Below are 25,093 nucleotides of genomic sequence, written 5' to 3'. Positions count from 1 at the left end.
GGGCGTCACGGCCTGATTCCTCCGGCTCCTTCTGCGACACGGACCGGGGCGGCGGTCCGGGCGAGCACGTCGGCGACGCCGACGCCCGGTGCGGTCTCGGTCAGCACCAGGCCGGTGGCGGTCACGTCGAGGACGGCCAGGTCCGTGATGATCCGGTGGACGCAGGAGCGGCCGGTGAGCGGGAGGGTGCACTCCTCGACGATCTTCGGACTGCCGTCCTTGGCGGTGTGCGTCATCGTCACGATGACGCGGCGGGCGCCGTGGACGAGGTCCATGGCGCCGCCGATGCCGGTCACGAGCTTGCCCGGGACGGCCCAGTTGGCGAGGTCGCCGCGGGCGGAGACCTGCATGGCGCCGAGCACGGCCGTGTCGATGTGGCCGCCGCGGATCATGCCGAAGGAGAGTGCCGAGTCGAAGAACGAGGCCCCCGGCAGGACGGTGACCGTCTCCTTGCCGGCGTTGATCAGGTCGGGATCGACGTCCTCGTCGTAGGGGAAGGGGCCGGTGCCCAGGATGCCGTTCTCGGATTCGAGGACGACGTGCACGCCTTCGGGGAGGTGGTTGGGGATCAGGGTCGGCAGCCCGATGCCCAGGTTGACGTACTCGCCGTCGCGGAGTTCGGCGGCCGCGCGGGCGGCCATCTCCTGCCGGTTCCAGCTCATCGGCCACCGTCCTGGTCCGCGCCGGTCCGTGGTGTCACGGTGCGCTGCTCGATCCTCTTGTCCGCGGCCTGCTCCGGGGTCAGCGCGACCACGCGCCGGACGAAGACGCCGGGCAGGTGTACGTGGTCGGGGTCGATCTCGCCGGGTTCCACCAGTTCCTCGACCTCGGCGATCGTGATGCGGCCGGCCATGGCGGCGAGCGGGTTGAAGTTGCGGGCCGCCTTGTTGAAGACGAGGTTCCCGTGCCGGTCGCCCCTGGCCGCCCTGACGAGGGCGAAGTCGGTGCGGATCCCGCGCTCCATGACGTAGGGCGTGCCGTCGAAGTCGCGTACCTCCTTGGCCGGGGAGGCGAGGGCGACACCGCCGTTGCCGTCGTAGCGCCAGGGCATTCCGCCGTCGGCGACCAGGGTGCCGACGCCGGCCGGGGTGTAGAACGCGGGGATGCCCGCCCCGCCGGCGCGCAGGCGTTCGGCGAGGGTGCCCTGGGGGATGAGTTCGAGCTCAAGCTCGCCCGCCAGGTACTGGCGGCCGAACTCCTTGTTGCCGCCGATGTACGAGCCGGTGACCCGGCTGATCCGGCCGTCGGCGAGCAGGACCGCGAGCCCCGAGTCCTGCGCGCCGCAGTTGTTCGAGACGACGCGCAGGCCCCTGGTCCCGCGTGCGTGCAGGGCCGCGATCAGGGCGTCGGGGACGCCGCTGAGTCCGAAGCCGCCGACGGCGATCGAGGCGCCGTCAGGCAGATCGGCCACGGCCTGCGCGGCGGAGGCGACCACCTTGTCCATGGGACCGTCCCTCACATCTTCGCTTGTTCGCACAGTGAAGTTTCTTTCACTATTCTTGACCCGGAGTCTGCCGCCCGCCCGCACCCCTGTCAACGGTCGGCACCTCACCGGCGCCGGAGTACCGCCCCTCACCTGCCGGTGTTCACTACTGTGTCCCCACGACGCACGACGGAGAGCCCGATGCCACCGACCCACCCGCCCCAGCAGACCGAGACGTCGGCACCGGCCGAGGCGGTCGCCCCGCTCATGCGCGGCATCACGGTCCTGCGCCGGCTCACCGACGCGGGCGGCACGCTGAGCCCGAGCGCCATCGAACGCGCCACCGGCCTGGCCCGGTCCACGGTCGACCGGATCACCGCGACCCTGGCCCGGATGGAGTACGTCCGCGTGGACGGGCGGGATGTCACGCTCGCCCCCCGTCTCATGGAGCTGGGAAACGCGTTTCTGTCCGCGCTGCGGCTGCCGTCCCTGCTCGGGGAGCGGGCCGACGCCCTGGCCGACGCGCTCGACGAGTCGGTCTCCCTGGCGGTCGGTGACGGCGACGGGATCCGCTTCATCCATCAGGCCACCCGGCGTCGCGCGATGTCGCTGAGCTTCCGCATCGGTGACCTGCTGCCCGCCGAACGCACCGCCCCGGGACCGCTGCTGGCCGCGGACTGGGATGCGCGGGAGTGGCGGGAGTGGCGGGAGTGGCGGGAGCACCGGGCCGCGGACCCGGAGGGCCTGGCCTTCCCCGCCGTTCCCCCGCGGCCGCCCGTGTCCGAGAAGGAGTTCGCCGCACGGGCCGAACAGGCGCGGCGCGACGGCTGGGCGCTGGACGACCAGCTGATCGAGCCCGGTCTGGTCGCGCTCGCCGTGCCGGTCCGCTCCCCCGCGGGCGAAGTGGCCTGTCTCGTCAGCGTCGTGAGCCACACCAGCCGGCACACCGCGGCCTCGCTGCGCGACACCCTGCTGCCCCGGGTGCGGGCGGCCGCCGCGGCCATGGAGGAGGACCTGCGGCAGGCCGCGCCCACCCTCACCCCGCAGTCGCCCACCGCGCTCGCCTCCTGGACCGGGGCGTCGAAGCAGGAGCTGGGCCGCGAGTTCATCGAGTCGCTCGCGCGCGGGCTGACCGTGCTCGCCACGTTCGGCGAGGGCCGGGACGCCCTGACCCTGTCCGACGTCGCCCGGGCGACCGGGCTGGCCAGGGCGACCGCCCGGCGGGCCCTGATCACCCTGGAGCACCTCGGGTACGTCACCGCGCGGGGCCGGGAGCACCGCCTCACCCCGCGCGTACTGGCCCTCGGCTACCCGCCGTTGTCGCGCGCGACGCTGCCGCAGATCGCCCAGCCCCACCTCGCCGCGCTGACCGGACAGGTCCGGGACTCGGCCTCGCTCGCGGTGCTCGCGGGCGACGACGTCCAGTACACCGGCCGCGTCGCGACCCGGCGCATCATGAACGTCAACATCACCGTCGGGACGCGCTTTCCGGCGCACGCGACCTCCATGGGCCGCGTCCTGCTCGCCGCGCTGCCCGCCACGGAACGCGCGGCCCGCCTCGCCGCGGCGGAGCCGCACGCCCTGACCCCGTACACCGTCACCCGCCCCGACGAACTGGGCGCCGCCCTCGACCGTGCCCGGGCCGACGGCTACGCGCTGGTCGACGAGGAGCTGGAGGTGGGGCTGCGTTCGGTGGCCGTCCCCCTGCACGACCGCCGGGGCACGGTCGTGGCGGCGGTCAACGTCGCCATGCACAGCAGCAGCCGCACTCTGGAGGAGTGCGTCACGGACGTACTGCCCCGGCTGCGCGAGGCGGCCGGGCGCATCGAGGCCGACCTGCACATCACCGAGCGGTACGTCCGGGTCCCCGCGATGTGATCACGCAGGACGCCCCGTGCCGCTCCTCACCACCCACCTCAGAGTTCACCGCAAGGGCCGCAGTGCGGCGAACTCCGGGGCGGTCATGCCATCAGCTCCCCCGGTGCCCCGTCCAGGCGTTCTGGACGGGGCGGGCCGGTGACGACCGGTCAGTGCGCCGTGGTCTGCGGGGCGACCTCGACCAGCAGGGCCTGCCCCGGGTTGAGCGTCGGCATGGGCAGTCCCGCACCCGTCAGTACGGTGCCGGGCAGTGCCACCCAGTCCTCGACCGCCGCCCGGTACCAGGCGGGTCCGGTGATCTGGTGCACGGAGGGCAGCCCGGCCTCCGTACGGATCCGGACCCGGTAGCCGCGCCCCGGGGCGAGGCCGGGGAGGCGGACGCGGCCCGACTGAGCCGGCACGGACGTCCGGGTCCGCACCCAGCAGAACAGCGCGGCCCCGGCGTCGGGGGCGACGACCCCGTGCAGCTGTGTCGCGTCGTCATCGAGGTCCGCCCGCACCACCCGGCCGCCGTGCAGCAGCCCGCGCACCTCCTTGTAGAGCGCGGCCCAGCGCGTCAGCGTCTCCAGTTGCTCCGGTGTCCGCGCGGTCAGGTCGTCCTCGATGCCCGCGTGCCCGAACAGCGCGGTGATCAGCCGGAACGAGTCGTCGGCGACCCGGCCCGTCGTATGGCTCCGCGGGCCCCCGACGTGGGCGCCGACGAGCTCGGGCGGGAGCAGCTGACCGGTCCACCGCTGGATGGTCTGGCGTTCCAGCGGGTCGTTGCAGTCCGAGGCCCACACCCGGTCCGTGCGGGCGAGCACCCCGAGGTCGACGCGCCCGCCCCCGCTGGAGCACGACTCGATCTCCAGGCCGGGCCTGCGGGCCCTGAGTGCGTCCATCAGCCGGTACAGGGCCCGGGTCTGGGCGTGCACCCCCGGCCGGTCACCACCGTGCGCACCCCGGTGGACCGCCTCGTGCAGCTCCCGGTTGTGGTCCCACTTCAGGTAGTCGATGCGGTACTCGGCGACGAGGGCGTCCAGCGCCTCCAGGAGATACGCGAACGCGTCCTCGTGCGCCACGTTCAGCACGTACTGGTGGCGGGCGCTCGGCCCCAGGCCAACGGACGGGCCGAGCAGCCACTCGGGGTGCTCCCGGGCCAGCCGCGACGCGAGGCTCACCATCTCCGGCTCCACCCAGAGCCCGAACTGCATGCCGTGGGCGTGCACCCGGTCCGCGAGCGGGCTCAGCCCCTCGGGCCACACCTGCGGGTCCACGGCCCAGTCGCCGAGCCCGGCCGTGTCGTCCCGGCGGCCGAGGAACCAGCCGTCGTCCAGGACGAGTCGCTCCACCCCCACCGACGCCGCGGTGTCGGCCAGTGCGAGGAGCCTTTCGGGGCGGTGGTCGAAGTAGACCGCCTCCCAGGTGTTCAGGGTCAGCGGACGCGGTGACGAAGGATGCCCGGGCCGGGCACGGAGCATCGTGTGGAAGCGGCCGGCCAGTCCGTCCAGGCCTTCGTCGGACCAGGCGAAGAAGCACTCGGGCGAGGTGTAGCTGTCCCCCGGGCCGAGCCGGATCTCGCCGGGTGCGAGGAGCTCACCCCCGCCGAGGACGCCGCCGTGGACCCCCGCGCCCTCGGGCAGCCGCTCGGCCAGCCAGCGCTGGTTGCCGCTCCAGCCGACGTGCAGGGCCCACACCTCGCCGCTGCGGAAGCCGAATCCGGGCACCCCGACCGTCAGCAGATGGGGCGCGTCGAGGCCCGGCTTTCCCCGGCGGATCTCGCGGACGTGCCCGCCGAAAGCGAGCGGGCCGCGCTGCGGGGAGCGTTCGCGGCACCACTTGCCGGTGAAGTCCAGGATCTCCTGGGCCCGGTTCGGCAGCGGGAGGAGTGCGGTGGTGGCGGAGAGGTCGTACGGGGCGGCGGTGCCGGACGCGTCGGGCGGGCTGGCCACCCGGGTGTGCACACCCAGCACGCCGGACGGGTCGAGCCGGTAGGTGAGGGTGAGATCGAGGCCGGCGTCGGCGTCGTGGAGGCCGATGACCAAGGCGTCCTGGCTCTGTTCGGCGCCGGTCATCGTGACCCGGGGCGTGGTGGCGGTGCCGGCCCGGTGGCCCTGGTGGGCCGGGGTGCCCGACCAGCCGTCGGCCTCGGTGGGCCAGACGGTGAACTGCCGCGCCTCGTCAAGGGAGTTGTTGAGGGCGACGCCGTCCGCCGTCAGCCCCAGGGCGGCGAGGCCCTCGTCGGTCAGCTCGCCGAGGTCCTCGCCCCAGTGCAGGATGCGGGGCAGCGGAGCACGGAGCTCGACGACGAAACTCACCCCGGCTGCGCGCAGGTGTGCGGTCCGGTCGGTGATGCGGGTCATGCCTTGTCCTCTCGAAACCAGTGGGGCGGGGTCGTGGCTCCACCGCCCGGCGGAGACGGCCTCCTGCCGGAACCCGGCGCAACGGCCCTACCCCGATGGACGGTTCACGAACTGCTCTTCACGAACTGCTCCACGGCGCACTCTTCGCCGCGACGAAGCTAACGATAATTTCCTTCCATCGTCAATATATTCCGTGCCATCCCGAGCGGGGATCGACCACTCGCGCCACCTGCGCCGTAACCGATCCATCCCCTTGCTTTCGGGCAGAAGGTAATCTCGACGGGGTGAACCTCTCCCACCGGCCGCCGTCCGCAGCCCTCGTGCTCCAGACCCTGCTGACCCAGGGACCGTTGACCCGGGCGGAGCTCGGACGCCGTACCGGGCTGTCCTCGGGGGCCGTCACCAAGGTCTCGGCCCCCCTGCTCGACGACGGCTGGATCACCGAGCTCGGCCCGTCCGGGGAACGGCAGCCCGGACGGCCCGCCACGCTGGTGGCGGTCCGGCCCGGACGTGCCCGGTTCATCGGGATCAAGGTGACGGCGGACGAACTGATCGGCATGCTCGTCGACCTCACCGCCACCCCGCTGACCACCCGGCGGGTCCCGCTGCGCTCCCGGGACGTCGGCACGGTGGTGAAGGCGGTCGCCCGCCTGGCCGGCACGCTCTCCGGTGCCGCGGAGGGCGAGAGGGGTGAGGCCGGTCCGGCGGTGCACAGTATCGGCGTGACGGTCTCGGGCGACGTGGACGGACCGGCCGGCATCGTGCGCTACTCCCCCTTCCTCGACTGGCACGGGGTGCGGCTCGCCGCACTGATCGAGGAGGCGACCGGCATCGCGACGGCCGTCGAGAACGACGTCCGGGCCCTCACCGTCGCCGAGCAGTGGTTCGGCGCGGGGGTCGGGCTCTCCTCCTTCGCCCTGGTCACGGTGGGCGCGGGGGTGGGCTGCGGGATGTCGGTCGACGGGCGCGTGATCGCGGGGGCGTACGGGGTGTCGGGCGAGCTGGGGCATCTGCCCGTCGGCGGTACCGACCGGGTCTGCACCTGCGGCAACACCGGTTGCGTGGAGGCCGTCGCCTCGACGCAGGCCATCGTCGAACAGGTGCAGGAGCGGACGGGGGACACGGATCTGTCGCTGGCGGGCGCCGTCCGCCTGGCGCGCGCGGGGGACGCGGCCGCACGCGGGGTGTTCACCCGGGCGGGGCGGGCCCTCGGCCTGGCCATCGCGTCGGTGGCCAACCTCATCGGGCCGGAGCGGATCATCATCTCCGGCGAGGGCGTTGCCGCGTACGACCTGTTCGCCGAGGAGATCCGCCGGTCCTTCGCCGACCAGGCGTTCGGCGCGGCCGCCCGGTGCGAAATCGTGGTGCGGCCGCTGCCGTTCGAGACCTGGGCGCGCGGCGGCGCCGCCGTCGCGGCGCACCGCCTGTTCGCCCCGCTCCCCGGGAGGAACGAGGCGGCCGCCGGGCTCCGGGCCGTGCCCGGCGGGCCGTTCTCGGCCGGTCACGCGTAGGGGTCGAAGGGGATTCCCGCAGGCTTCGCCCTGGCCAGGTGAGCGGCGAAGTTGCCGTCCTTGAGGCCGAAGACGGCGCTGCCGAAGTCGGCCTGCACCAGCGTGTCCCGGACGCCCGCGGGGTAGCCGTTCCAGCCCACGAGGTCGGGGAACTGCCACTGGTGGTAGTGGTTCTCGGGCGGCTCGTCGCCGGTGGTCGCGGGGCGGAAGCAGTGCGTGCCGATCCCGTCCTTGTGGTAGACGACCTTGGGGTGCGTACCGTCCCACTTCATCGCGTCCCGGGCGTACACGTCGAAGTTGCCGTGGGCGGAGGTGGAGACGTACTTGGCCTCGTTGTCCTGCACCCAGACCACGACGTGCTCCCAGTCGTGGCGGTGCCCGCCGAGTCCGCTGCCGGCAACCGCCTGGTCCTTCTCGAAGTAGAGGCCGTACATGATCGCGCACCAGCCGTTGTTGCACAGCGAGCGGGCGTAGCCGTTGGTGTTGTCCAGGTCGGAGGCGTCGTGGCAACTGCCGTTGACCGCACCCGTGGTGTTCAGCCCGGGTGCCACCGTGCCGTCCGCGCCGATGGCGGGGGTCGGGTAGCAGCCGTCCCCGTCGTAGTCGAAGGCGGGCTGGAAGGTCTGTTCCAGCCCGTCCGCGTTCGCGGGCAGGGCGCCCGGCACGGCCGCGAACGCGCTGCCGGACGAGGCGACGACGAGCACCGCGGCCGCGGCCAGGGTGAGCGACGCCCTGCGGAGCCGTCCTGAGTTCTTCACTGCTGCCTCCTGGTTGACGTCCGCCTGCCGGACTCGCCACGCGATGGCATGCCCATGTCGAACGACAGGGAACCCAACCCGTTCGTTTGAGTTTTTTTATTGACAGAGGAAATTAACTCCCCTACGTTTCCGGCCATGTCACTGACCGACCTCGTCGAGACGTTCCCGGCGGCAACGCCGGCCGGCTCGCTGGTGTTCACCACGGCTCTGTCCCAAGGACCGCTCTCCCGTGTGGAGATCGCCCGCCGGACCGGGCTCTCCTCGGCCGCCGTCACCAGGGCCGTGCGTCCGCTGATGGACACCGGATACGTCGTCGAGGACCTGGACGGCAGCACGCCGCCCGCGGTGGGCCGGCCGGCCAACCCGGTACGCGTCAACGGCGGTCGGGCTCTCTTCATCGGGGTCAAGGTGACCGCGGACGAGGTCATCGCGGTGCTCGCCGACCTCTGCTGCCGGGTCCGGACGGCCCGTCACGCACCGCTGCCCGGAAGGACTCCGGCCGAGGTGATCTCCACGGTCGCCACGCTCACCGCCGGACTCCTCACCGAGGCGCAGGCGTACGGCGTCGGGGTGCGCGGCCTGGCCGTCGCGGTCTCCGGCGATGTGGACCGGGCCGCCGGTGTGGTCCGGTACTCGCCGTTCCTCGACTGGCGCGACGTCGACCTCGCCGCGCTCATGGAAACGGCGACCGGGCTGCCCGTCACGGTGGACAACGACGTGCGGGCGCTGACCGTGGCCGAGCAGTGGTTCGGCTCAGGGGTCGGGCGCTCCGACTTCGCCCTGGTCACGGTCGGAGCCGGGATCGGCTGCGGACTGGTCGTGCACGGCCGGGTGGTGGCCGGGGCGCACGGGGTGGCCGGCGAGATCGGTCATCTGTCCATCGATCCGCTGGGACCGCTGTGCCACTGCGGCAACCGGGGGTGCGTCGAGGCGATCGCCTCGGACTCGGCCATCGTCCGGCGCATCGAGGAGGAGACGGGACGGCCGGTCGGCGGGCCCGCGCACGCCCTGGAGCTGGCACGGTCCGGGAACCCGGTGGCCTGTGCGGCGTTCGCCCGTGCCGGTGCCGCCATCGGCCGGGGCATCGGAGCGGTCGCCAACCTGCTCGGTCCCGAGTGCGTGATCATCTCCGGCGAAGGCCTCGCGGCGTACGACCTGTTCGCCGCGCAGATCCGTGACGCGTTCGCCACCACCGTATTCAGCACAGCCGCGCAGTGCGACGTGATCACACGCCCGCTGCCGTTCGAGCAGTGGGCGCGCGGGGCCGCGGCCACTGCCATCCAGACCTTCATCGGGTCCGACACCTTCTAGGAGTAGCGATGTCTGAGCAGAGCCGCATACCGGGGCAGGGCGGTCCGGGCCGCCGGCGTGTCATGGGCGGGCTGATGGGCGTGGGCGCCGCGGCACTGGCCGCCCCCGCGCTGACGGCCTGCGGGGGCGGGGCCGCCGCCGACCCGAAGACGGTGACCTTCGGGTCGAACGGTGCCGACGCCACCCCCAAGAAGGCGTACGAGGCGCTGACCACGGCGTTCAAGAAGGACAGCGGACTCGACGTCAAGACCAACACCGTCGACCACGACACGTTCCAGAAGAGCATCTCCAGCTATCTGCAGGGCACTCCGGACGACGTCTTCACCTGGTTCGCGGGCTACCGCATGCAGTACTTCGCCAAGAAGAAGCTCTGCGCACCGCTGGACGACGTGTGGGAGAAGATCGGCGGCGGCTTCAGCGAGGCGGCCAAGCAGCTCTCCCGCGGCGAGGACGGAAAGTACTACTTCGTTCCGCTGTACAACTACCCCTGGGCCGTCTTCTACCGCAAGAGCCTGTTCAGGGAACGCGGTTACCGGGCACCCGCCACCTGGGACCAGTTCGTCGCGCTGGCCAAGCAGATGAAGAAGGACGGGCTGTCGCCCATCGCCGCCGGCTACGGCGGCGGGGACACCTGGAGCATCCTCGGTGCGTTCGACTACCTCAACCTGCGGGTCAACGGCTACGAGTTCCACATGTCGCTGCTGGGCGGCGACGTCAGCTGGACCGACCCCCGGGTGCGGGCCGTGCTGGACCACTGGCGGGAGCTGAGCCCGTACTACCAGGAGCGGGCCGGCGGCCGCTCCTGGCAGGACGCCGCCCAGTCGCTGCTGGACAAGAAGTCGGGCATGGCCGTGATCGGCCTGTTCCTCGGACAGCAGATCAGCGACCCGAAGCTGCGGGACGACATCGACTTCTTCGCCTTCCCGGAGATCGACCCGTCGCACGGCCAGGACACCGTCGAGGCGCCGACCGACGGATTCATGCTCAGCCGCCGGCCCCGGAACGAGAAGAAGGCGAAGCAGTTCCTCGAATTCCTCGGCGGAGCCCGGGCGGAGGGCCTGTACATGGGGGTCGACCCGAGCAATGTCGCCGTGCACGGCGACGCCGACACCAGCGGCTACAACGCCCTCCAGAAGAAGTCCGCCGAACTCATCTCCAAGGCCCGCCACATCACCCAGTTCGGTGACCGGGACAGTGACCCGGGCTTCATCTCCACCGTCGTGCTGCCCGGACTGTCGCAGTGGCTGAGCAGCCCCGACGACGGCGCGGCCGCGCTCAAGAAGATCGAGTCGCAGCGTTCGCGATTCTTCGCCGCCTGACCGACCCAGGGAAGCCCCACCCATGTCCTCCGTACCTTCCGCGCCGCCCGGCACCCGGCGGACGCGACGGCCACGACGGCTCGGCCTCTCCGACCGGCTCTTCCTCACCGTGATCGTCGGCATCCCGCTGCTCGCCCTGCTGCTCTTCGTCTGGCTGCCGGCGCTCGCGTCGCTCGCCCTGTCCTTCACCCAGTGGGACGGGCTCGAACTGTCCGGCATCCAGTGGACCGGCCTGGACAACTACCGGGAAATTCTCACGAATTACCCGCCGTTCTGGCCGGCCGTCCAGCACAACGTCATCTGGCTGCTCTTCACCGCCCTGCTGCCCACCCCGTTCGGCATCTTCCTGGCCTACCAGCTCGACCGGAAGATCCGCTTCACCCGGATCTACCAGACCGCGATCTTCCTGCCCATGGTGCTGTCCCTGGCCGTGGTGGGTCTCATCTGGGAGATCATCTACAACCCCGACAACGGTCTGCTGAACGGCATCCTCGCCACAGCCGCCCCGGGCCACCACATCGACTGGCTGGGCGACCCGGACCTCAATCTGTGGATGGTGCTCATCGCCTCGGCGTGGCGGCACACCGGCTACATCATGATCCTCTACCTGGCCGGTCTGAAGGGCTTCGACCCGGCCCTCAAGGAGGCGGCCGCCCTCGACGGGGCCAACGGCCGGCAGACGTTCCTGCGCGTGGTCTTCCCCGCCCTGAAGCCCGTCAACGTGATCATCCTGGTCGTGACGGCCATGGAGTCGCTGCGCGCCTTCGACATCGTGTACGTGCTCGGCGGCGGCGTCGGCAGCAAGCCCGGGATGGAGCTGCTGTCCCTGCTGATCACCGACAACATCATCGGCGAGTCCAGCCACATCGGTTACGGATCGGCGCTCGCGATGATCATGCTGGTGATCTCGCTGGCGGCCATCGGCACCTTCCTCGTACAGAACTTCCGCAAGGAGGACCAGTGACGGTCACCGCATCGCCGCCGCGCGTCCGCGGCTCATCGGCCCGCCGCCCGCCGTCCGCGCCCGCACCGGCCCGGCCCCGGGGTCAGACCGGACGCCATGTGATGCTGGCCGGCATCTCCCTGCTGTGGCTGGTCCCGCTGCTGTGGGCCGTCTTCACCTCGCTGCGGCCGTACGAGGACACCGCGGCGCACGGCTACCTGTCCTGGCCGCGCAGCATCGGACTGGACAACTTCACCGCCGCCTGGGGCCAGTCGGGCATGCCGCACTACTTCTGGAACTCGGTCCTGGTCACCGTTCCCGCGGTGCTCGGCACGCTGTTCTTCTCGGCCGCCGTGGCGTTCTTCGTGTCGCGGTTCGACTTCCGGTGGAACATCGCGCTGCTGATGCTGTTCACCGCGGGCAATCTGCTGCCCGCGCAGGTCCTGATCACCCCGCTCTACCGGCTGTACCTCCAGGTGCCGCTGCCCGCCTGGATGAGCGATTCGCTGCTTCTGTACAACTCGTACTGGGGCATCATCGCCATCCACATCGCGTACCAGTGCGGCTTCTGCACCTTCGTCCTCAGCAACTACATGAAGACGATCCCCAAGGAGATCACCGAGGCGGCGCTGGTCGACGGCGCGCAGGTGTGGCGCCAGTTCCTGCAGATCGTGCTGCCGCTGTGCCGTCCGGCGTTCGCCGCGCTGGCCACGCTGGAGTCGATCTGGATCTACAACGACTTCTTCTGGCCGCTCGTGCTGATCGAGACCGGCGACAAACGGCCGGTGACCTCGGCACTCGCCAGCCTCCAGGGGCAGTACTTCACCAACCCGAACCTGATCGCGGCGGGGGCGCTGATGACGGCCGTGCCGACGCTCCTCGTGTACTTCGCGCTGCAGCGCCAGTTCATCAGCGGCCTCACCATCGGCGCGGGCAAGTAGCCGGGCCGTACCGAACCGTCCTGTCCACCCGCACACAGAGCAGGAGACCACCCGCATGCACTCCCCCGCCCGATCCACGAGACGAGCGGTGCGGGCCGTGACGGTCCTCGCCGTCACGGCCGCCCTGGCCACCGCGCTGCCCGCGGCGCAGGCCGTACCCGGCACCGTCGCGGCCGCCCCGGCGAAGGCCGCCCCCGCGCAGCGGCCGGCCGAGAAGCCGTTCATGGGGTGGAGCAGCTGGTCCATGCAGACCAGCTCGTACCCCGGCCTCAACCCCACGGGCCAGTACAGCTATCTGACCGAGGCCAACGTGCTCAAGCAGGCGGACGCCATGGCCGCCAAGCTCAAGCGCTTCGGCTACGAGTACATCAACATCGACGCGGGCTGGTGGCGCGGCCAGGACTGGACGCCCGAGTTCGACGGGTACGGACGGCAGCAGGCCGACCCGGAGCGCTTCCCGCGCGGGATGAAGCCGGTCGCCGACGACCTGCACGCCAAGGGCCTCAAGGCGGGCATCTATCTCCCGGTCGGCCTGGAGAAGGAGGGGTACGGCGGCGGCACGCTGCCCATCTGGCACGCGCCGGGCTGCACGACCGGTGACATCGTCTATCCCGATCTGCGCACGACGAACGGCTGGGACAGCTCGTACAAGATCGACTTCTCCCGGCCCTGCGCCCAGAAGTACGTCGACTCCCAGGCGCAGCTGATCGCGGACTGGGGCTACGACTTCCTGAAGCTCGACGGGGTGGGTCCCGGCTCCTTCAAGAGCGGGGACAACTACGACAACCGGGCCGACGTCGCCGCCTGGAACCGGGCGATCAAGCGGACGGGCCGCTCCGTCCACCTGGAGATCTCCTGGTCGCTGGACATCGGCTACGCCGACGACTGGAAGAAGACCTCCAACGGCTGGCGGGTGGACACCGACGTCGAGTGCTACTGCGAGACGCTGGTGACGTGGGACAACTCCGTGAAGGCACGCTGGCGCGACACCCCGGGCTGGACCCGGCACGCGGGACCGGGCGGGTGGAACGACCTGGACGCCGTCGATGTCGGCAACGGCGACATGGACGGACTCACCAAGGCCGAGCGGCAGAGCTACATGACGCTGTGGTCGATCGCCAAGTCGCCGCTCTACTCCGGGGACGACCTGACGAAGCTCGACGCGTACGGCGTCTCCCTGCTGACCAACCGTGAGGTCCTGCGGGTCAACCAGCAGCCCGGCACCCCGGCCCGTCCGGTCACCACGACGGGCGACCAGCAGGTGTGGGCGTCGAAGAACCCCGACGGCAGCTACACCGTGGCGCTGTTCAACCTCGGCGACTCCCCCGCGTCGGTCACGGCCCCCTGGTCCGCACTCGGCTTCACCGGCCGGGCGGACGTCCGGGACCTGTGGAACCGCGAGAACCTCGGGCAGCACAAGGACGGCATCGGCCAGGCGCTGCCCGCCCACGGTTCACGGCTGTTCACCGTCACCCCGCACGGCCCCGGACTGCGGACCACGGCGTACGAGGCGGAGTCGCCGGCGAACACGCTGAGCGGGAACGCGGCGGTCTCCGGCTGCGAGGCCTGCTCGGGCGGCAAGAAGGTCGGCAACCTCTACCAGGGCGGCTCCCTCGCCTTCACCGGCGTCAAGGCCGAACGGGCCGGGACGTACTACGTCGACGTGACCTACGCGTCGGGTGACGAACGGTCCGTCGGGATCTCCGTGAACGGGAAGCCGGCCGTCAGCAGGGTCTTCCCGTCGACCGGTGACTGGGGCACGCCGGAGACCGTCAGCGTGCCCGTCACGCTCGCGGCCGGCCGCAACACCGTCACGTTCGACAGCGGCGCATCGGGCTTCTCGCCGGACATCGACCGGATCGATGTGCCGAAGCGGAGCTGATCACCTCTCCGACGGGCGCGGCGGCCGGCTCACCCGGCCGCCGCGCTCCGCGCCCGCACCGTTTCTCCCCCGCACGTGAGCCGTACCGGAATGGAGTCACCGTGAAAGACCAGCACCCCCAGCCGCAGTCCCGGCCGGAGGCCGACCGTCTGAGCCGCCGCCGGCTGTTCTCGCTCGCCGCCGCCGTCGGCTCGGCCACCGCGCTCGGTTCGCTGCCCGCCTTCGCCGCGAGCGCGCCACCGGTGCGGCCCGCCTCGTCCCCGATGCGCGCTCCCGGGCGCACCACCGAGATGTGGTACCGGGTGCCCGCCGACGCGGGGGCGATGATCGAGCAGGCCCTCCCGGTCGGCAACGGGCGGCTCGGCGCACTCGTCGGCAACGACCCCGGCCACGAACTGCTGCACCTCACCGACGCCACACTGTGGACCGGCGGCATCAACGACCAGCTGGACGCGGACGGCCAGTTCCCCTACGGCCGGGAGGACTTCGGCAGCTTCACGCTCCTCGGCAACGTGTCCGTGGAGCTGCCGGACCACGAACTGTCCGCGGTGTCCGGCTACCGCCGCAGCCTCGACCTGGCCCAGGGCGTCGTCAGCTCCCGCTACACCCGGTCCGGTGTGGTCTACGAGCGCACGGTCTTCGCCAGCCGCCCCGACGACGTCGTGGTCGCCCACTTCACCCAGCGCGGCGGCGGCCACTACACCGGCTCGATAGCGCTCGACGGCACGCACGGCGAATCCACGTCGGCCGACGCGCACCGGGCCGAGATCTTCCTGGCGGCCTCGTTCGCCAACGGGCTGCGGTACGGGGCCGTCGTGCTCGCGCACAGCCGCAGCGGGAAGGTGTCCACGGACGGCGGCCGGATCACGTTCACCCGGTGCGCGGACCTGACCGTGGTGATCAGCGGCGGCACGGACTACGCACCCGACGCGGCCACGGGCTACCGCGCCCCCGCCGTCGACCCGCTCGTCCTCGCCCGTACCAAGGCGCGGGACGCGGCCGCCGCGACCGTCACCGAGCTGCTGCACACCCATGTGGCCGACCACCGGGCACTGTTCGGCCGGATGAGTGTCGAGCTGGGCTCCTCCACACCTCGGCAGCGCGCCCTGGACACCTGGGAGCGGCTGCAGGCCCGCACCGCCGAGGGCGATCCCGACCCCGAACTCGAGGCGATGTACCTCCAGTTCGGCCGCTATCTGATGATCTCCGGTTCGCGCGAAGGCCTTCCGGTGGCGCTCCAGGGGCTGTGGCTGGACGGCAACGACCCGGACTGGATGGGCGACTACCACACCGACATCAACATCCAGATGAACTACTGGATGGCGGGCCGCGCGGGTCTCTCCTCCTGCTTCGACGCGCTGACGGACTACTGTCTGGCCCAGCTGCCGTCCTGGAGCGAGCTCACCCGGGCGCACTTCAACGACCCGGCCAACCGGTTCCGCAACTCCAGCGGCCGGGTCGCCGGCTGGACCGTGGCGTTCTCCACGAACATCTACGGCGGCCTCGGCTGGTGGTGGCACCCGGCCGGCAACGCCTGGCTGTGCAACTCGCTCTGGGAGCACTACGAGTTCACGCAGGACCGCGCGCACGTGGCGCGCATCTTCCCGATGCTGAAGGGGGCCTGTGAGTTCTGGGAGGCGCGGCTGCTGACGACGACGGTGACGGACGCGGCGACGGGTGAGCGGCGCGAGGTCCTGATCGCGGACGGCGACTGGTCACCGGAGCACGGGCCGCAGGACACGAAGGGCAACACCTATGTGCAGGAAGTGGTGCGGGACCTCTTCCTGCACTTCGAGGAGGCCTGTGCGCTGCTGGGCCGCGACGCACGGTACGGCGCGACGGTCGCGGCGATGCGGAAGCGGCTGTATCTCCCGGAGGTCAGCCCGACGACGGGCTGGCTCCAGGAGTGGATGTCCCCGGACAACCTCGGTGAGACGACCCACCGTCACCTCTCCCCGCTGATCGGTCTCTTCCCCGGTGACCGCATCCGCCCGGGTGCCGTGTCCGACGAGCTGCTGGACGGGGCGACCGCGCTGCTGAGGGCCCGCGGCATGGAGAGCTTCGGCTGGGCGAACGCCTGGCGTGCGATGTGCTGGGCGCGGCTGAAGAACGCGGACAACGCGTACCAGCTCGTCGTCAACAACCTGCGGCCGTCGGTCAGCAGCAGCAACGGCTCCTCGATGAACCTGTTCGACATCTACCAGGTCGAGGAGGACCGCGGCATCTTCCAGATCGACGCCAACTTCGGCACCCCGACCGCCATGCTGGAGATGCTGCTGTACTCCAGGCCGGGCCACATCGAGCTGCTGCCCGCGCTGCCGGACGCCTGGGCCGGCTCGGGTTCCGTCACCGGGATCGGGGCGCGCGGCGGGTTCCTGGTGGACCTGAGCTGGCGTGACGGCAGGGTGCGGGAGGCGAGGATCCACAGCGTCGGCGGTCGGACCACCGAGGTGAGCTTCGCGGGGCGGACGAGGAAGGTCGGCCTGCGCCCCGGCGGTTCGGTCACGCTGCGCACGTTCTGACGGCGGGCCGGGGGCCGGGCGGTGGGGTTGCCCACCGCCCGGCCCCTTCATGCCGCGGCGGGCGAAGGGGTCCCGTCCTCCGTCCTGCCGCCGCCGTCGTGGTGGATGGGCGTCCGCGACCCCGTGAGCGGGGCTCCCGTGCCGCCCCGGCGCTCCGCGACGATCTCCGCCGCGATGGACAGCGCGGTCTCCTCCGGCGTACGGGCGCCGAGGTCGAGGCCGATCGGGGAGCGCAGCCGGGCCAGCTCCTCGTCGGTCAGACCGGCCTCGCGCAGGCGCCGGTTGCGGTCCTCATGGGTACGGCGGGAGCCCATCGCCCCGACGTACGCGACCGGCAGCCGCAGCGCCTCCTCCAGGAGCGGAATGTCGAACCTCGCGTCGTGGGTCAGCACGCACAGCACGGTGCGCGCGTCGGTCTCCGTGCCGGCGAGGTAGCGGTGCGGCCAGTCGACGACGAGGTCGTCCGCCTCGGGGAAGCGGGCACGGGTGGCGAAGACCGGCCGGGCGTCGCACACCGTCACGTGATGGCCGAGGAACTTCCCCGCCCGCACGAGCGCCGTCGCGAAGTCCACCGCACCGAACACGATCATCCGGGGCGGCGGCACGCTCGACTCCACGAACAGGGTCAGTCCGCCCGGGCAGCTCGTCCCGTCCTCCGCGAGTTCGGCGGATCCGGTGCGCCCGGAGTCCAGGAGCGCCCGGGCCTGCGCCGCCGCCTCGCGGTCGAGGTCCGCACGCCCGTCGAGGCTCCCCTCGTACGTTCCGTCGGCCCGGACGAGCAGGGCGCGGCCGAGCAGTCCTTCGGGGCCGCGGACCACGCGGGCGAGCGCCGCCGGCTCGCCGCGGTCCGCGGCCGACAGCGCCGCCCGGACCACCGGTGCGCCGGAGCGCACCGGTGTGACGAGCACGTCGATGACGCCGCCGCAGGTGAGTCCCACGGCGAAGGCGTCCTCGTCGCTGTAGCCGAACCGCTCGCGTACCGTCCGGCCGTCCTGGAGTGCCTGGACGCAGAGCTCGTACACGGCCCCCTCCACACAGCCGCCGGAGACCGAGCCGATGACCGTGCCGTCGCCGTCGACGGCCATCGCGGCGCCGGGGCCGCGGGGTGCGCTGCCACCGACCTCGACCACGGTGGCGACGGCGAAGTCCCGGCCCTCCTGGGACCAGCGGTGCAGGGCCGCCGCGATGTCAAGCACCGCTGGCTCCCTCCGCCCCCGGCCGGGCCTCTTCCGCCGCCAGGACGCGGTCGGGGCGGATCGGCAGCCGGCGGTGGCGTACCCCGGTCGCGTGCCACACCGCGTTGGCGATCGCCGCGGCGACGCCCACGATGCCGATCTCGCCGATGCCCTTGATCCCCACCGGGTCCTCCGGGTCGTGGTCGTCGACCCAGTCCGCCTCGACGTGCGGCACATCGGCGTGGGCGGCGACGTGATAGCCGGCCAGGTCGGCGTTGACGTAGCCGCCGGACGCCCGGTCGCGGACCGCCTCCTCGTGGAGGGCCATCGAGATGCCCCAGGTCATGCCGCCGACGAGCTGGCTGCGAGCGGTGAGCGGGTTGACGACGGTGCCCGCGGCGAAGATGCCCAGCAGCCTGCGGACGCGCACCTCGCCGGTGGTGACGTCGACCGCGGCCTCGGCGAACTGCGCCCCGTAGGAGTGCCGTTCCTTCTGGGCCATGGCGCCGATGGCGTCGGAGGTGTCGGCCCTGGTGGTGAGTCCCTCCGGCGGAACGGACCCGCCGAGCGCGAGCAGCTCCCGCAGTTCGTCCGCGGCCAGCCGCACCGCCCAGGCCCAGGAGCGCGTGCCCATGGAGCCTCCGGCGATCCAGGCCGGTCCCAGGTCGCTGTCGCCGAGGCGGACGCGGATGCGCTCCAGGTCCGTCCTCAGCGCGTCAGCGGCGACCGAGGCCATCGCGGTCCGTGCGCCGGTCCCGATGTCCGCGGCGTTGATCCGCACGGTGTACGTGCCGTCGGGCTCCGCGGTCACGGCGGCCGTGGAGGGGCCGACGCCCGCGGGGAAGGACGCCGCCGCCATTCCGGTACCCAGCAGCCAGCGCCCCTCGCGGCGCAGTCCGGGGCGCGGGTCGCGCTCCGCCCAGCCGAACCTGCGGGCCCCTTCCTCCAGGCAGGCGCGCAGATTGCGGCGGCTGAACGGCAGCCCGGAGACGGGGCCCGCCGCGGGTTCGTTGCGCGCCCGCAGCTCGACCGGGTCGATGCCGCTCCTCTCGGCCAGCTCGTCGAGGGCCGATTCCACGGCGAAGGAGCCCGGTGCCTCGCCCGGCGCACGCATCCAGGTCGGGGTCGGCACGTCGAGCCGCACCACCTGGTGCCGGGTGTGGTGCGCGTCGGCGTCGTACATGGTGCGTCCCACGTTGGCGCTCGACTCGATGAACTCGTGCACGGTCGAGGTGAGGCTCAGCGCCCGGTGGTCGAAGGCGCTCAGACGGCCGTCCGGGCCGGCGCCGAGTGTGATCCGCTGCGCCGTGGGGCTGCGGTAACCGACCAGGGAGAACATCTGGCGACGGGTCAGCACGACCCGCACGGGGCGGTGCAGCAGGGTCGTGGCCATGACAGCCGCCACCTGGTGCGGTGCCAGGCCCTTCGACCCGAAGCCGCCGCCGACGTGCTCGGAGCGCACCCGGACGGAGCCCGGGTCGAGGGAGAACAGCGAGGCGAGTTCGCTCGACACCCAGAAGGTGCCCTGGTTGGAGTCGACGACGTCGAGCCGGCCGCCCTCCCAGCGGGCCGTCGCCGCGTGCGGCTCCATGGAGTTGTGGTGCTCCTCCGGGGTGGAGTACTCCTCGTCCACGACGAAGGCGGCGGCCCTCAGCCGGGCTTCCAGATCCCCCTTCTCCGTCTCCGCGTCCGAGCCGTCCGGGGTGTAGGCCCCGGCATGCCCGGCGAGGAACTCCACGTCGTGCGGTTCCTCGTCGTAGCGGACCACGAGCGCCTCGGCGGCCTCCCTGGCCTGCTCGGACGTCTCGGCGACGACCAGCGCAACGGGCCAGCCGACGAACGGCACCCGGTCGTGCTGGAAGAGCCCGACGACGGGGTTGGGGCGGCCCAGCATGCCCGTGTAGTCGGTGTCGATGCGCGGTGCGTTCCCGTGGTGCAGGACGGTGAGGACTCCGGGCATGGACCGGACGGGAGCGTCCTCCACGGACCGGATCCGGCCGCGCGCCACGGTGGAGAGGACCAGCCAGCCGTGGGCGAGCTCGGCGAAGGGGATCTCCCCGGCGTAGCGGGCGGCGCCGGTGACCTTGTCCCGGCCCTCCACGCGGGTGCGGGAGGAGCCGACGGCTCCCTGGACGGTGGTGCTGTCGGTGGTCGTGGTCATCGGGCGGCCTCCTCGGCGAGTTCGGTGAGTACGGCCACGACGAGATTGCGCATCAGCGTCACCTTGTATCCGTTGTCCGGGAGGGCCTCGGCCGCCGCCAGTTCGGCGTCGGCCGCCGCGGCGAACGCCTCCGCGCTCGCCGGTCCCCCGGTCAGGGCGCGCTCGGCCGCACGGGCCCGCCAGGGCCGGGACGCCACCGCGCCGAAGGCGAGCCGCACCTCGCGGACGGTGCCGTCCTCGACGTCGAGCGCGGCGGTGAGGGAGCCGATCGCGAAGGCGAAGGAGGCCCGCTCGCGCACCTTGCGGTACCGGGAGTGCGCGGCCACCCCGGCCGGCGGCAGGGTGACGCCGGTGATCAGGGCGCCGGGCGGCAGGGCCGTCTCGATGTGCGGGGTGTCGCCCACCGGCAGGTAGAAGTCGCCGATCGGCAACTCCCCCGGCCCGTCGGCCGTTTCGTACGAGACGACGGCGTCGAAGGCCGCGAGCGCGACCGCCATGTCGGACGGGTGGGTGGCCACGCAGTGCTCGGATGCGCCCAGGATCGCGTGGTTGTGGTGCTCGCCCGCCCGGGCGGGGCAACCGCTGCCGGGGGTCCGCTTGTTGCACGGCTTCCCGAGGTCGCCGAAGTAGCCGCAGCGGGTCCGCTGGAGCAGGTTGCCGCCGACCGTGGCCATGTTCCGCAGCTGCCCGGAGGCGCCCGCCAGCACGGCCTGGGCCAGCGCCGGGTAGTGACGGCGCACATCGGCGTGCGCGGCGAGGTCGCTGTTGGTGACGGTGGCCCCGATGTGCAGCCCGCCGTCGGGGGTGAACGTGATGTCGCCGAGAGGGAGTTCCTGGACGTCGACGAGAGTCGTGGGCCGCTCCACGCCGGCCTTCATCAGGTCTACGAGATTGGTGCCGCCGCCCAGGAAGCGGGCGTCGGGGTCCTCGGCGAGCAGGGCCACGGCCCCGGAGACGTCCAGGGCGCGTTCGTATCCGAATTCCCTCATGCCACGACCTCCTCGGACTCGGCCGCGGAGGTTTCCGCCGCGCGCGCGACGGCCTGCACGATCGACACGTAGGCGCCGCAGCGGCAGAGGTTTCCGCTCATCCGCTCCCGGATCTCCTCGGCGGAGAGCGCGGGCACCCCGGCCTCCGGCCGTACGTCTTCGGTCACGGCGCTCGGCCAGCCCGCGGCGTGCTCCTCGATCACCGCGAGGGCCGAACAGATCTGTCCGGGCGTGCAGTAGCCGCACTGGTAACCGTCGAGATCGAGGAAGGCCTGCTGCACGGGGTGCAGCCGGTCGCCGTCGGCGACGCCTTCGATGGTGGTGATCGCGCGCCCCTCGGCAGCGACCGCGAGCTGCAGACAGGAGACGGCCCGGCGTCCGTCGAGGAGCACCGTACAGGCGCCGCACTGCCCCTGGTCGCAGCCCTTCTTGGTGCCGGTCAGATCGAGACGCTCGCGCAGGGCGTCGAGCAGGGTGGTGCGGTGGTCGACGGGCAGGGTGTGCTTTTCGCCATTGATGTTCAGAGTGATGGCACTGGACGTCGATGGGGCCATGATCAGCCTTCTTTCGCATTGCTTATGCGCGTCGAACGAGACGATCCGGCGGAAGTACCGAGTGGGAGAGGGCCATTCCGGTGGTAGCAGGAAATGAAAGACACCGGTCGGCCACACTGGCCCGGTCTGCCGCTATGGTGGAGTGAAGCGGACAGCTGTCCGCTTTATCTGTCGAACCTAGCGGACAGCTGTCCGCTCAGCAAGACCGGCTCAGCCGTGTGTCGGAAGGAGGAGGCGTGCAGGAGGAGAAGGGCACGCCCCAACGCCCGGACGCGCAAAGGAATCGCGAGCGCATCCTGGACGTCGCGCTGGCTGAGCTCACCCGGTCCGCGGACGCCCCGGTGAGCGTCATCGCGAAGAAGGCGGGCGTGGGGCAGGGGACGTTCTACCGGAACTTCCCCAACCGCGAGGCCCTGGTCCTGGAGGTCTACCGCTACGAGATGCAGCAGGTCGCCGACACCGCGGCCCAGTTGCTCAGGACCCGCGCGCCCGACCGGGCCCTGCGGGAGTGGATGGACCGGCTGGCGCAGTACGCCATGGCCAAGGCCGGACTGGCCGACGCCCTGCGCACCACCGCCAGCAGATACGGCAGCCTGGCCCAGCTGGGCCACGACCCGGTGACCCGCGGCCTCACCCTCCTGCTGAACGCGAACGAGGAGGCGGGCACGATCCGCCCCGGGGTGACCCCCGACGACTTCGTGCTCGCCATCGCCGGACTCTGGCAGCTGGACCCGCACAGCGACTGGCAGCCCAGAGCCCGCTGGCTGCTGGACCTCGTGATGGACGGGCTCCGGGCCGGGGCACCGGGTGCGGGCGGGCCTTCGCCGCAGCCCTAGGCCTGTTGACCCGCGGGGCCTCTCACGAGGCAGCGGATCCGATCACCACCGTGCGCGCCCACGCGGGCGGTGTGTCCGGGACGTATTCGGCCTCGTCCTCGTCCCATCGCCGCCGGCCGGGCCGGTCGAACAGGCCCACCACGGTCCGGCACGGCGGCGGCGCACTGGGCCAGGGAGTCTGTCCGTCGGTGAGGGCCACGATGACGTCGGGCCGTGGCTGGGACCTCAGCGCCTTGGCGAAGCCGGCACGCAGATCCGTGCCCCCGCCGCCCAGCAGCACGATGCCCTCGGCCCGGCAGAGCGGGTGCACCACCCGGGTCGCAGCGTCGCAGGACAGCACGGTGACCAGATCCCGACGGCCGCCCACCGCACGGGAGATGGCGGCGACCTCCAGCAGGGCGGTGCCCAGTTCGGTGTCGCTGACCGATCCGGACGTGTCGACGACCACCGAGACCCGCGGCGGCCTGCGCCTGAGGCTCGGCAGTACGGCTCCGGGCACACCGGCCGAGCGGCGCGACGGCCGGCCGTACGTGTAGTCCTCCCCCGCCCCCGAGCCCGAAACCGCCGAGCGGAGCGCCGCACCGAGCAACTGCCGCCACGGCTGCGGCGGGTGGAAGGCCTCCTCCGCCCACCGCCGCCACCCCTTCGAGGCGCTCCCCGGCCGGCCGGTGATGCCCTGGGCCACCCGGAAGCGCACCGCGTCCCGCTCCTGCTCACTGAGGCCGTGGCCGCCGTCCGGCCCCAGGTCCCACTCCCGCTCCAGCCCGTCGGCGCCGCTGCCGCAGTCCAGCCAGGCCAGGTCCTGCGTACGCGGGCCGAGTCCGAACTGCCGCAGATAGTCCTCCATCAGCTCGCCCTCGGGGAGGTCCAGGGTCGCGGGCTCGACGGTTCCCTCGGGCCGGACCAGGCCGTCGCCGTACACGTCGTCGTTGATCTCGCAGTCGGCCGCGATGTTCATCCGCAGCCGCTCGGCCCGGCCGGTCAGCCCGCGCTCCCGCGCCACCCGGTCGCTGCGCCCGTGGTGGTCGCGCAGCAGGTGCGACACCTCGTGCACCCAGACGCCGGCGAGTTCCTCCACCGGTGTCCGGTCCACGAAGCCCGGCGCGACGTAGCACCGCCAGTGCCGGTCGACCGCCATCGTCGGGACCTGCCGCGACTCCACGGTGTGCAGGGCGAACAGCGCCGTCGCCAGGTAGGGCCGGGCCAGGGCCGCCTGCAGCCGGGCGGCGAAGAGCTTGTCGCGGTCCAGCGTCCCCGCGCCGCCCGCGGTCACCGGCCGGCCTTGGTGGCGGCCGTGGCACGGGCCGCCGCCTGCTCGGCGCGCCGCGAGAGCAGCACGGCCCCGGAGAGCGCCTCGATCGACGCCGGTACGTCCCAGTCCCCCTGCCTGAGCGTGGCGAGTGTCGTGGCGGGGACGACGACCAGGTCCGGCGCCCCGGTCTCCAGCGCCCTGACCAGGAGGGCCCAGGCCGCGTCCCAGCGGGCCTTCTCCGGGCGTCGCCGGACCGCCGCCACCACGCCGTCGAGCACGGCCTGGCGCAGGTCCCCCCGCTCGGGCAGATCGGCGCCGGCCGGGTCGGCGAGCAGGTCCTCCGGGTCCGGAAGGTCCATCCGGTCCAGGCTCGCCAGGAGTTCCAGCCCGGGACCGTCCCCCACCGTTCCTCTGACCAGCAGGGACAGCACGTCGCGTGAGGCGTCTGCGGCGGTCGCGAAGGCGATCAGCCGCAGGGTCATCTCCCAGCTCCGCGGCGAGGGCCAGGCTCCGCCCCTGCGGGTCTCCCCGCTGGGCAGCCGGTGGACGAGCGCGGGGCGTGCGGAGAGCAGTCCGCACACCGCCCGGCGCGCGAAGCCGACGGCGTCGGCGAGGCGTTCAGGGGCGAGCCGAGGCAGGGTCGCACGGGGCCAGGTGCCGCCGAGGCCACGGACGACGACCTCGTGGTCGTGGACCCACTGGAGGTGGACGAACCGGTTGGCCAGCGGCGGGCTCAGCTCCCAGCCGTCGGCCGCCGAGGAGCGCGGGTTGGCGGCGGCCACGATCCTTACCCCCGGCGGAAGTCGGAGCGCGCCGATGCGCCGCTCCAGGACGAGGCGGAGCAGGGCGGCCTGGACGGCGGGCGGCGCGGTGGAGAGTTCGTCGAGGAACAACAGTCCGCGGCCGGCCCGCACCAGGCGCACCGCCCAGTCCGGCGGGGCCATCGGGACACCCTGTTCCGCCGGGTCGTCGCCCACGATGGGCAGCCCCGAGAAGTCGGACGGTTCGTGGACGCTGGCGATGACCGTGGTCAGCGGGAGGTCCAGGGAGTCCGCGAGCTGGGTGAGGGCGGCGCTCTTGCCGATGCCCGGCTCTCCCCACAGGAGTACGGGCAGGTCGGCGGCGACGGCCAGGGTCAGGGCCTCCAGCTGGGTGTCGGGACGCGGTTCGGTGGTGGTGTCGCTCAGGAGGGCCACCAGCTCGCCCGCGACGTCCAGTTGGGAGGCGGCGGCCCGGTCGTGGGCGGGGCGGGTGGGCGCGGACAGGGTGCGTGTGGGCATGGCGATCACCTTGGGG

General features: G+C 72.3%; 19 protein-coding genes. 9 read left to right on the top strand and 10 right to left on the bottom strand.

Annotated features, from left to right (window positions below; translation table 11 throughout):
• Nucleotides 1-5 precede the first annotated feature (5 nt).
• Both OG408_RS37765 and OG408_RS37760 read right to left on the bottom strand, forming a co-directional pair.
• Nucleotides 6-662 carry a CoA transferase subunit B gene (locus tag OG408_RS37765; RefSeq protein WP_326674008.1) on the bottom strand — a complete coding sequence of 219 codons (657 nt, stop codon included), beginning with the start codon at nt 660-662 and terminating at the stop codon, nt 6-8.
• Nucleotides 659-1,444 carry a CoA transferase subunit A gene (locus OG408_RS37760; RefSeq protein WP_285564440.1) on the bottom strand — a complete coding sequence of 262 codons (786 nt, stop codon included), beginning with the start codon at nt 1,442-1,444 and terminating at the stop codon, nt 659-661. The genes OG408_RS37765 and OG408_RS37760 overlap by 4 nt, the downstream gene beginning before the upstream one ends.
• A 180-nt stretch (nt 1,445-1,624) precedes the next feature.
• On the opposite strand from OG408_RS37760, the gene OG408_RS37755 reads away from it, so the two are divergent.
• Nucleotides 1,625-3,301, top strand: coding sequence for an IclR family transcriptional regulator domain-containing protein (locus tag OG408_RS37755; protein ID WP_326674006.1), 1,677 nt, complete (start codon nt 1,625-1,627; stop codon nt 3,299-3,301).
• Between the two features lie 149 nt (nt 3,302-3,450).
• Here the strand turns inward: OG408_RS37755 and OG408_RS37750 are convergent, their stop codons facing one another.
• Nucleotides 3,451-5,643 carry an alpha-galactosidase gene (locus OG408_RS37750; RefSeq protein WP_326674004.1) on the bottom strand — a complete coding sequence of 731 codons (2,193 nt, stop codon included), beginning with the start codon at nt 5,641-5,643 and terminating at the stop codon, nt 3,451-3,453.
• A gap of 284 nt (nt 5,644-5,927) precedes the next feature.
• On the opposite strand from OG408_RS37750, the gene OG408_RS37745 reads away from it, so the two are divergent.
• Complete coding sequence (locus OG408_RS37745; RefSeq protein WP_285564443.1) at nt 5,928-7,154, top strand: ROK family transcriptional regulator; 1,227 nt, start codon at nt 5,928-5,930, stop codon at nt 7,152-7,154.
• On the opposite strand, the gene OG408_RS37740 is transcribed toward OG408_RS37745, so the two are convergent.
• Nucleotides 7,145-7,912 carry an NPP1 family protein gene (locus OG408_RS37740; protein ID WP_285564444.1) on the bottom strand — a complete coding sequence of 256 codons (768 nt, stop codon included), beginning with the start codon at nt 7,910-7,912 and terminating at the stop codon, nt 7,145-7,147. The two genes, OG408_RS37745 and OG408_RS37740, sit on opposite strands and share 10 nt — an antisense overlap.
• A gap of 135 nt (nt 7,913-8,047) precedes the next feature.
• Here OG408_RS37740 and OG408_RS37735 point away from each other — a divergent pair, with 135 nt between their 5' ends.
• From OG408_RS37735 to OG408_RS37710, 6 genes are all read left to right on the top strand, one after another.
• The gene (locus OG408_RS37735) at nt 8,048-9,223 is read left to right on the top strand and encodes an ROK family transcriptional regulator (RefSeq protein ID WP_285564445.1); all 1,176 of its coding nucleotides are present in this window, start codon (nt 8,048-8,050) and stop codon (nt 9,221-9,223) included.
• Nucleotides 9,224-9,231: 8 nt separating this feature from the next.
• Nucleotides 9,232-10,542 carry an ABC transporter substrate-binding protein gene (locus OG408_RS37730; protein WP_326674003.1) on the top strand — a complete coding sequence of 437 codons (1,311 nt, stop codon included), beginning with the start codon at nt 9,232-9,234 and terminating at the stop codon, nt 10,540-10,542.
• A gap of 22 nt (nt 10,543-10,564) precedes the next feature.
• A complete protein-coding gene (locus OG408_RS37725; protein WP_326674001.1) occupies nt 10,565-11,506 on the top strand; it encodes a carbohydrate ABC transporter permease in 942 nt (313 codons plus the stop codon).
• Nucleotides 11,503-12,426: a carbohydrate ABC transporter permease gene (locus OG408_RS37720; RefSeq protein WP_326673999.1), complete on the top strand. Its 924-nt coding sequence runs from the start codon at nt 11,503-11,505 to the stop codon at nt 12,424-12,426. Before OG408_RS37725 ends, OG408_RS37720 begins: the two co-directional genes overlap by 4 nt.
• A gap of 55 nt (nt 12,427-12,481) precedes the next feature.
• Nucleotides 12,482-14,308 carry an alpha-galactosidase D gene (locus tag OG408_RS37715; protein ID WP_326673997.1) on the top strand — a complete coding sequence of 609 codons (1,827 nt, stop codon included), beginning with the start codon at nt 12,482-12,484 and terminating at the stop codon, nt 14,306-14,308.
• 101 nt (nt 14,309-14,409) lie between these two features.
• Complete coding sequence (locus OG408_RS37710; protein ID WP_326673996.1) at nt 14,410-16,830, top strand: glycoside hydrolase family 95 protein; 2,421 nt, start codon at nt 14,410-14,412, stop codon at nt 16,828-16,830.
• A 47-nt stretch (nt 16,831-16,877) separates the two neighbouring features.
• Here OG408_RS37710 and OG408_RS37705 read toward each other — a convergent pair whose 3' ends face one another.
• The 4 genes from OG408_RS37705 to OG408_RS37690 are packed head-to-tail and all read right to left on the bottom strand — an operon-like array spanning nt 16,878 to nt 21,709.
• Nucleotides 16,878-18,026, bottom strand: coding sequence for an XdhC/CoxI family protein (locus tag OG408_RS37705; protein ID WP_326673995.1), 1,149 nt, complete (start codon nt 18,024-18,026; stop codon nt 16,878-16,880).
• Complete coding sequence (locus OG408_RS37700; protein ID WP_326673994.1) at nt 18,019-20,166, bottom strand: xanthine dehydrogenase family protein molybdopterin-binding subunit; 2,148 nt, start codon at nt 20,164-20,166, stop codon at nt 18,019-18,021. The genes OG408_RS37705 and OG408_RS37700 overlap by 8 nt, the downstream gene beginning before the upstream one ends.
• Complete coding sequence (locus OG408_RS37695) at nt 20,163-21,155, bottom strand: FAD binding domain-containing protein (RefSeq protein WP_285564453.1); 993 nt, start codon at nt 21,153-21,155, stop codon at nt 20,163-20,165. The genes OG408_RS37700 and OG408_RS37695 overlap by 4 nt, the downstream gene beginning before the upstream one ends.
• On the bottom strand, nt 21,152-21,709 hold the full coding sequence (locus OG408_RS37690; protein ID WP_285564454.1) for a (2Fe-2S)-binding protein: 558 nt from the start codon (nt 21,707-21,709) through the stop codon (nt 21,152-21,154). Before OG408_RS37690 ends, OG408_RS37695 begins: the two co-directional genes overlap by 4 nt.
• Before the next feature lie 236 nt (nt 21,710-21,945).
• Between OG408_RS37690 and OG408_RS37685 the strand changes: the two genes are divergently transcribed.
• Nucleotides 21,946-22,545 carry a TetR/AcrR family transcriptional regulator gene (locus OG408_RS37685; RefSeq protein WP_326673993.1) on the top strand — a complete coding sequence of 200 codons (600 nt, stop codon included), beginning with the start codon at nt 21,946-21,948 and terminating at the stop codon, nt 22,543-22,545.
• A 22-nt stretch (nt 22,546-22,567) separates the two neighbouring features.
• On the opposite strand, the gene OG408_RS37680 is transcribed toward OG408_RS37685, so the two are convergent.
• A complete protein-coding gene (locus OG408_RS37680) occupies nt 22,568-23,818 on the bottom strand; it encodes a vWA domain-containing protein (RefSeq protein WP_326673992.1) in 1,251 nt (416 codons plus the stop codon).
• A complete protein-coding gene (locus OG408_RS37675; protein WP_326673991.1) occupies nt 23,815-25,077 on the bottom strand; it encodes an AAA family ATPase in 1,263 nt (420 codons plus the stop codon). The genes OG408_RS37680 and OG408_RS37675 overlap by 4 nt, the downstream gene beginning before the upstream one ends.
• Nucleotides 25,078-25,093 lie beyond the last annotated feature (16 nt).

Origin of the sequence: Streptomyces sp. NBC_01257 (assembly GCF_035917255.1) — a bacterium.
Classification (GTDB): Bacteria; Actinomycetota; Actinomycetes; order Streptomycetales; family Streptomycetaceae; genus Streptomyces.
Note: the sequence above shows the minus strand (reverse complement) of the source record. Positions and strands in the feature narration are given on the sequence as shown.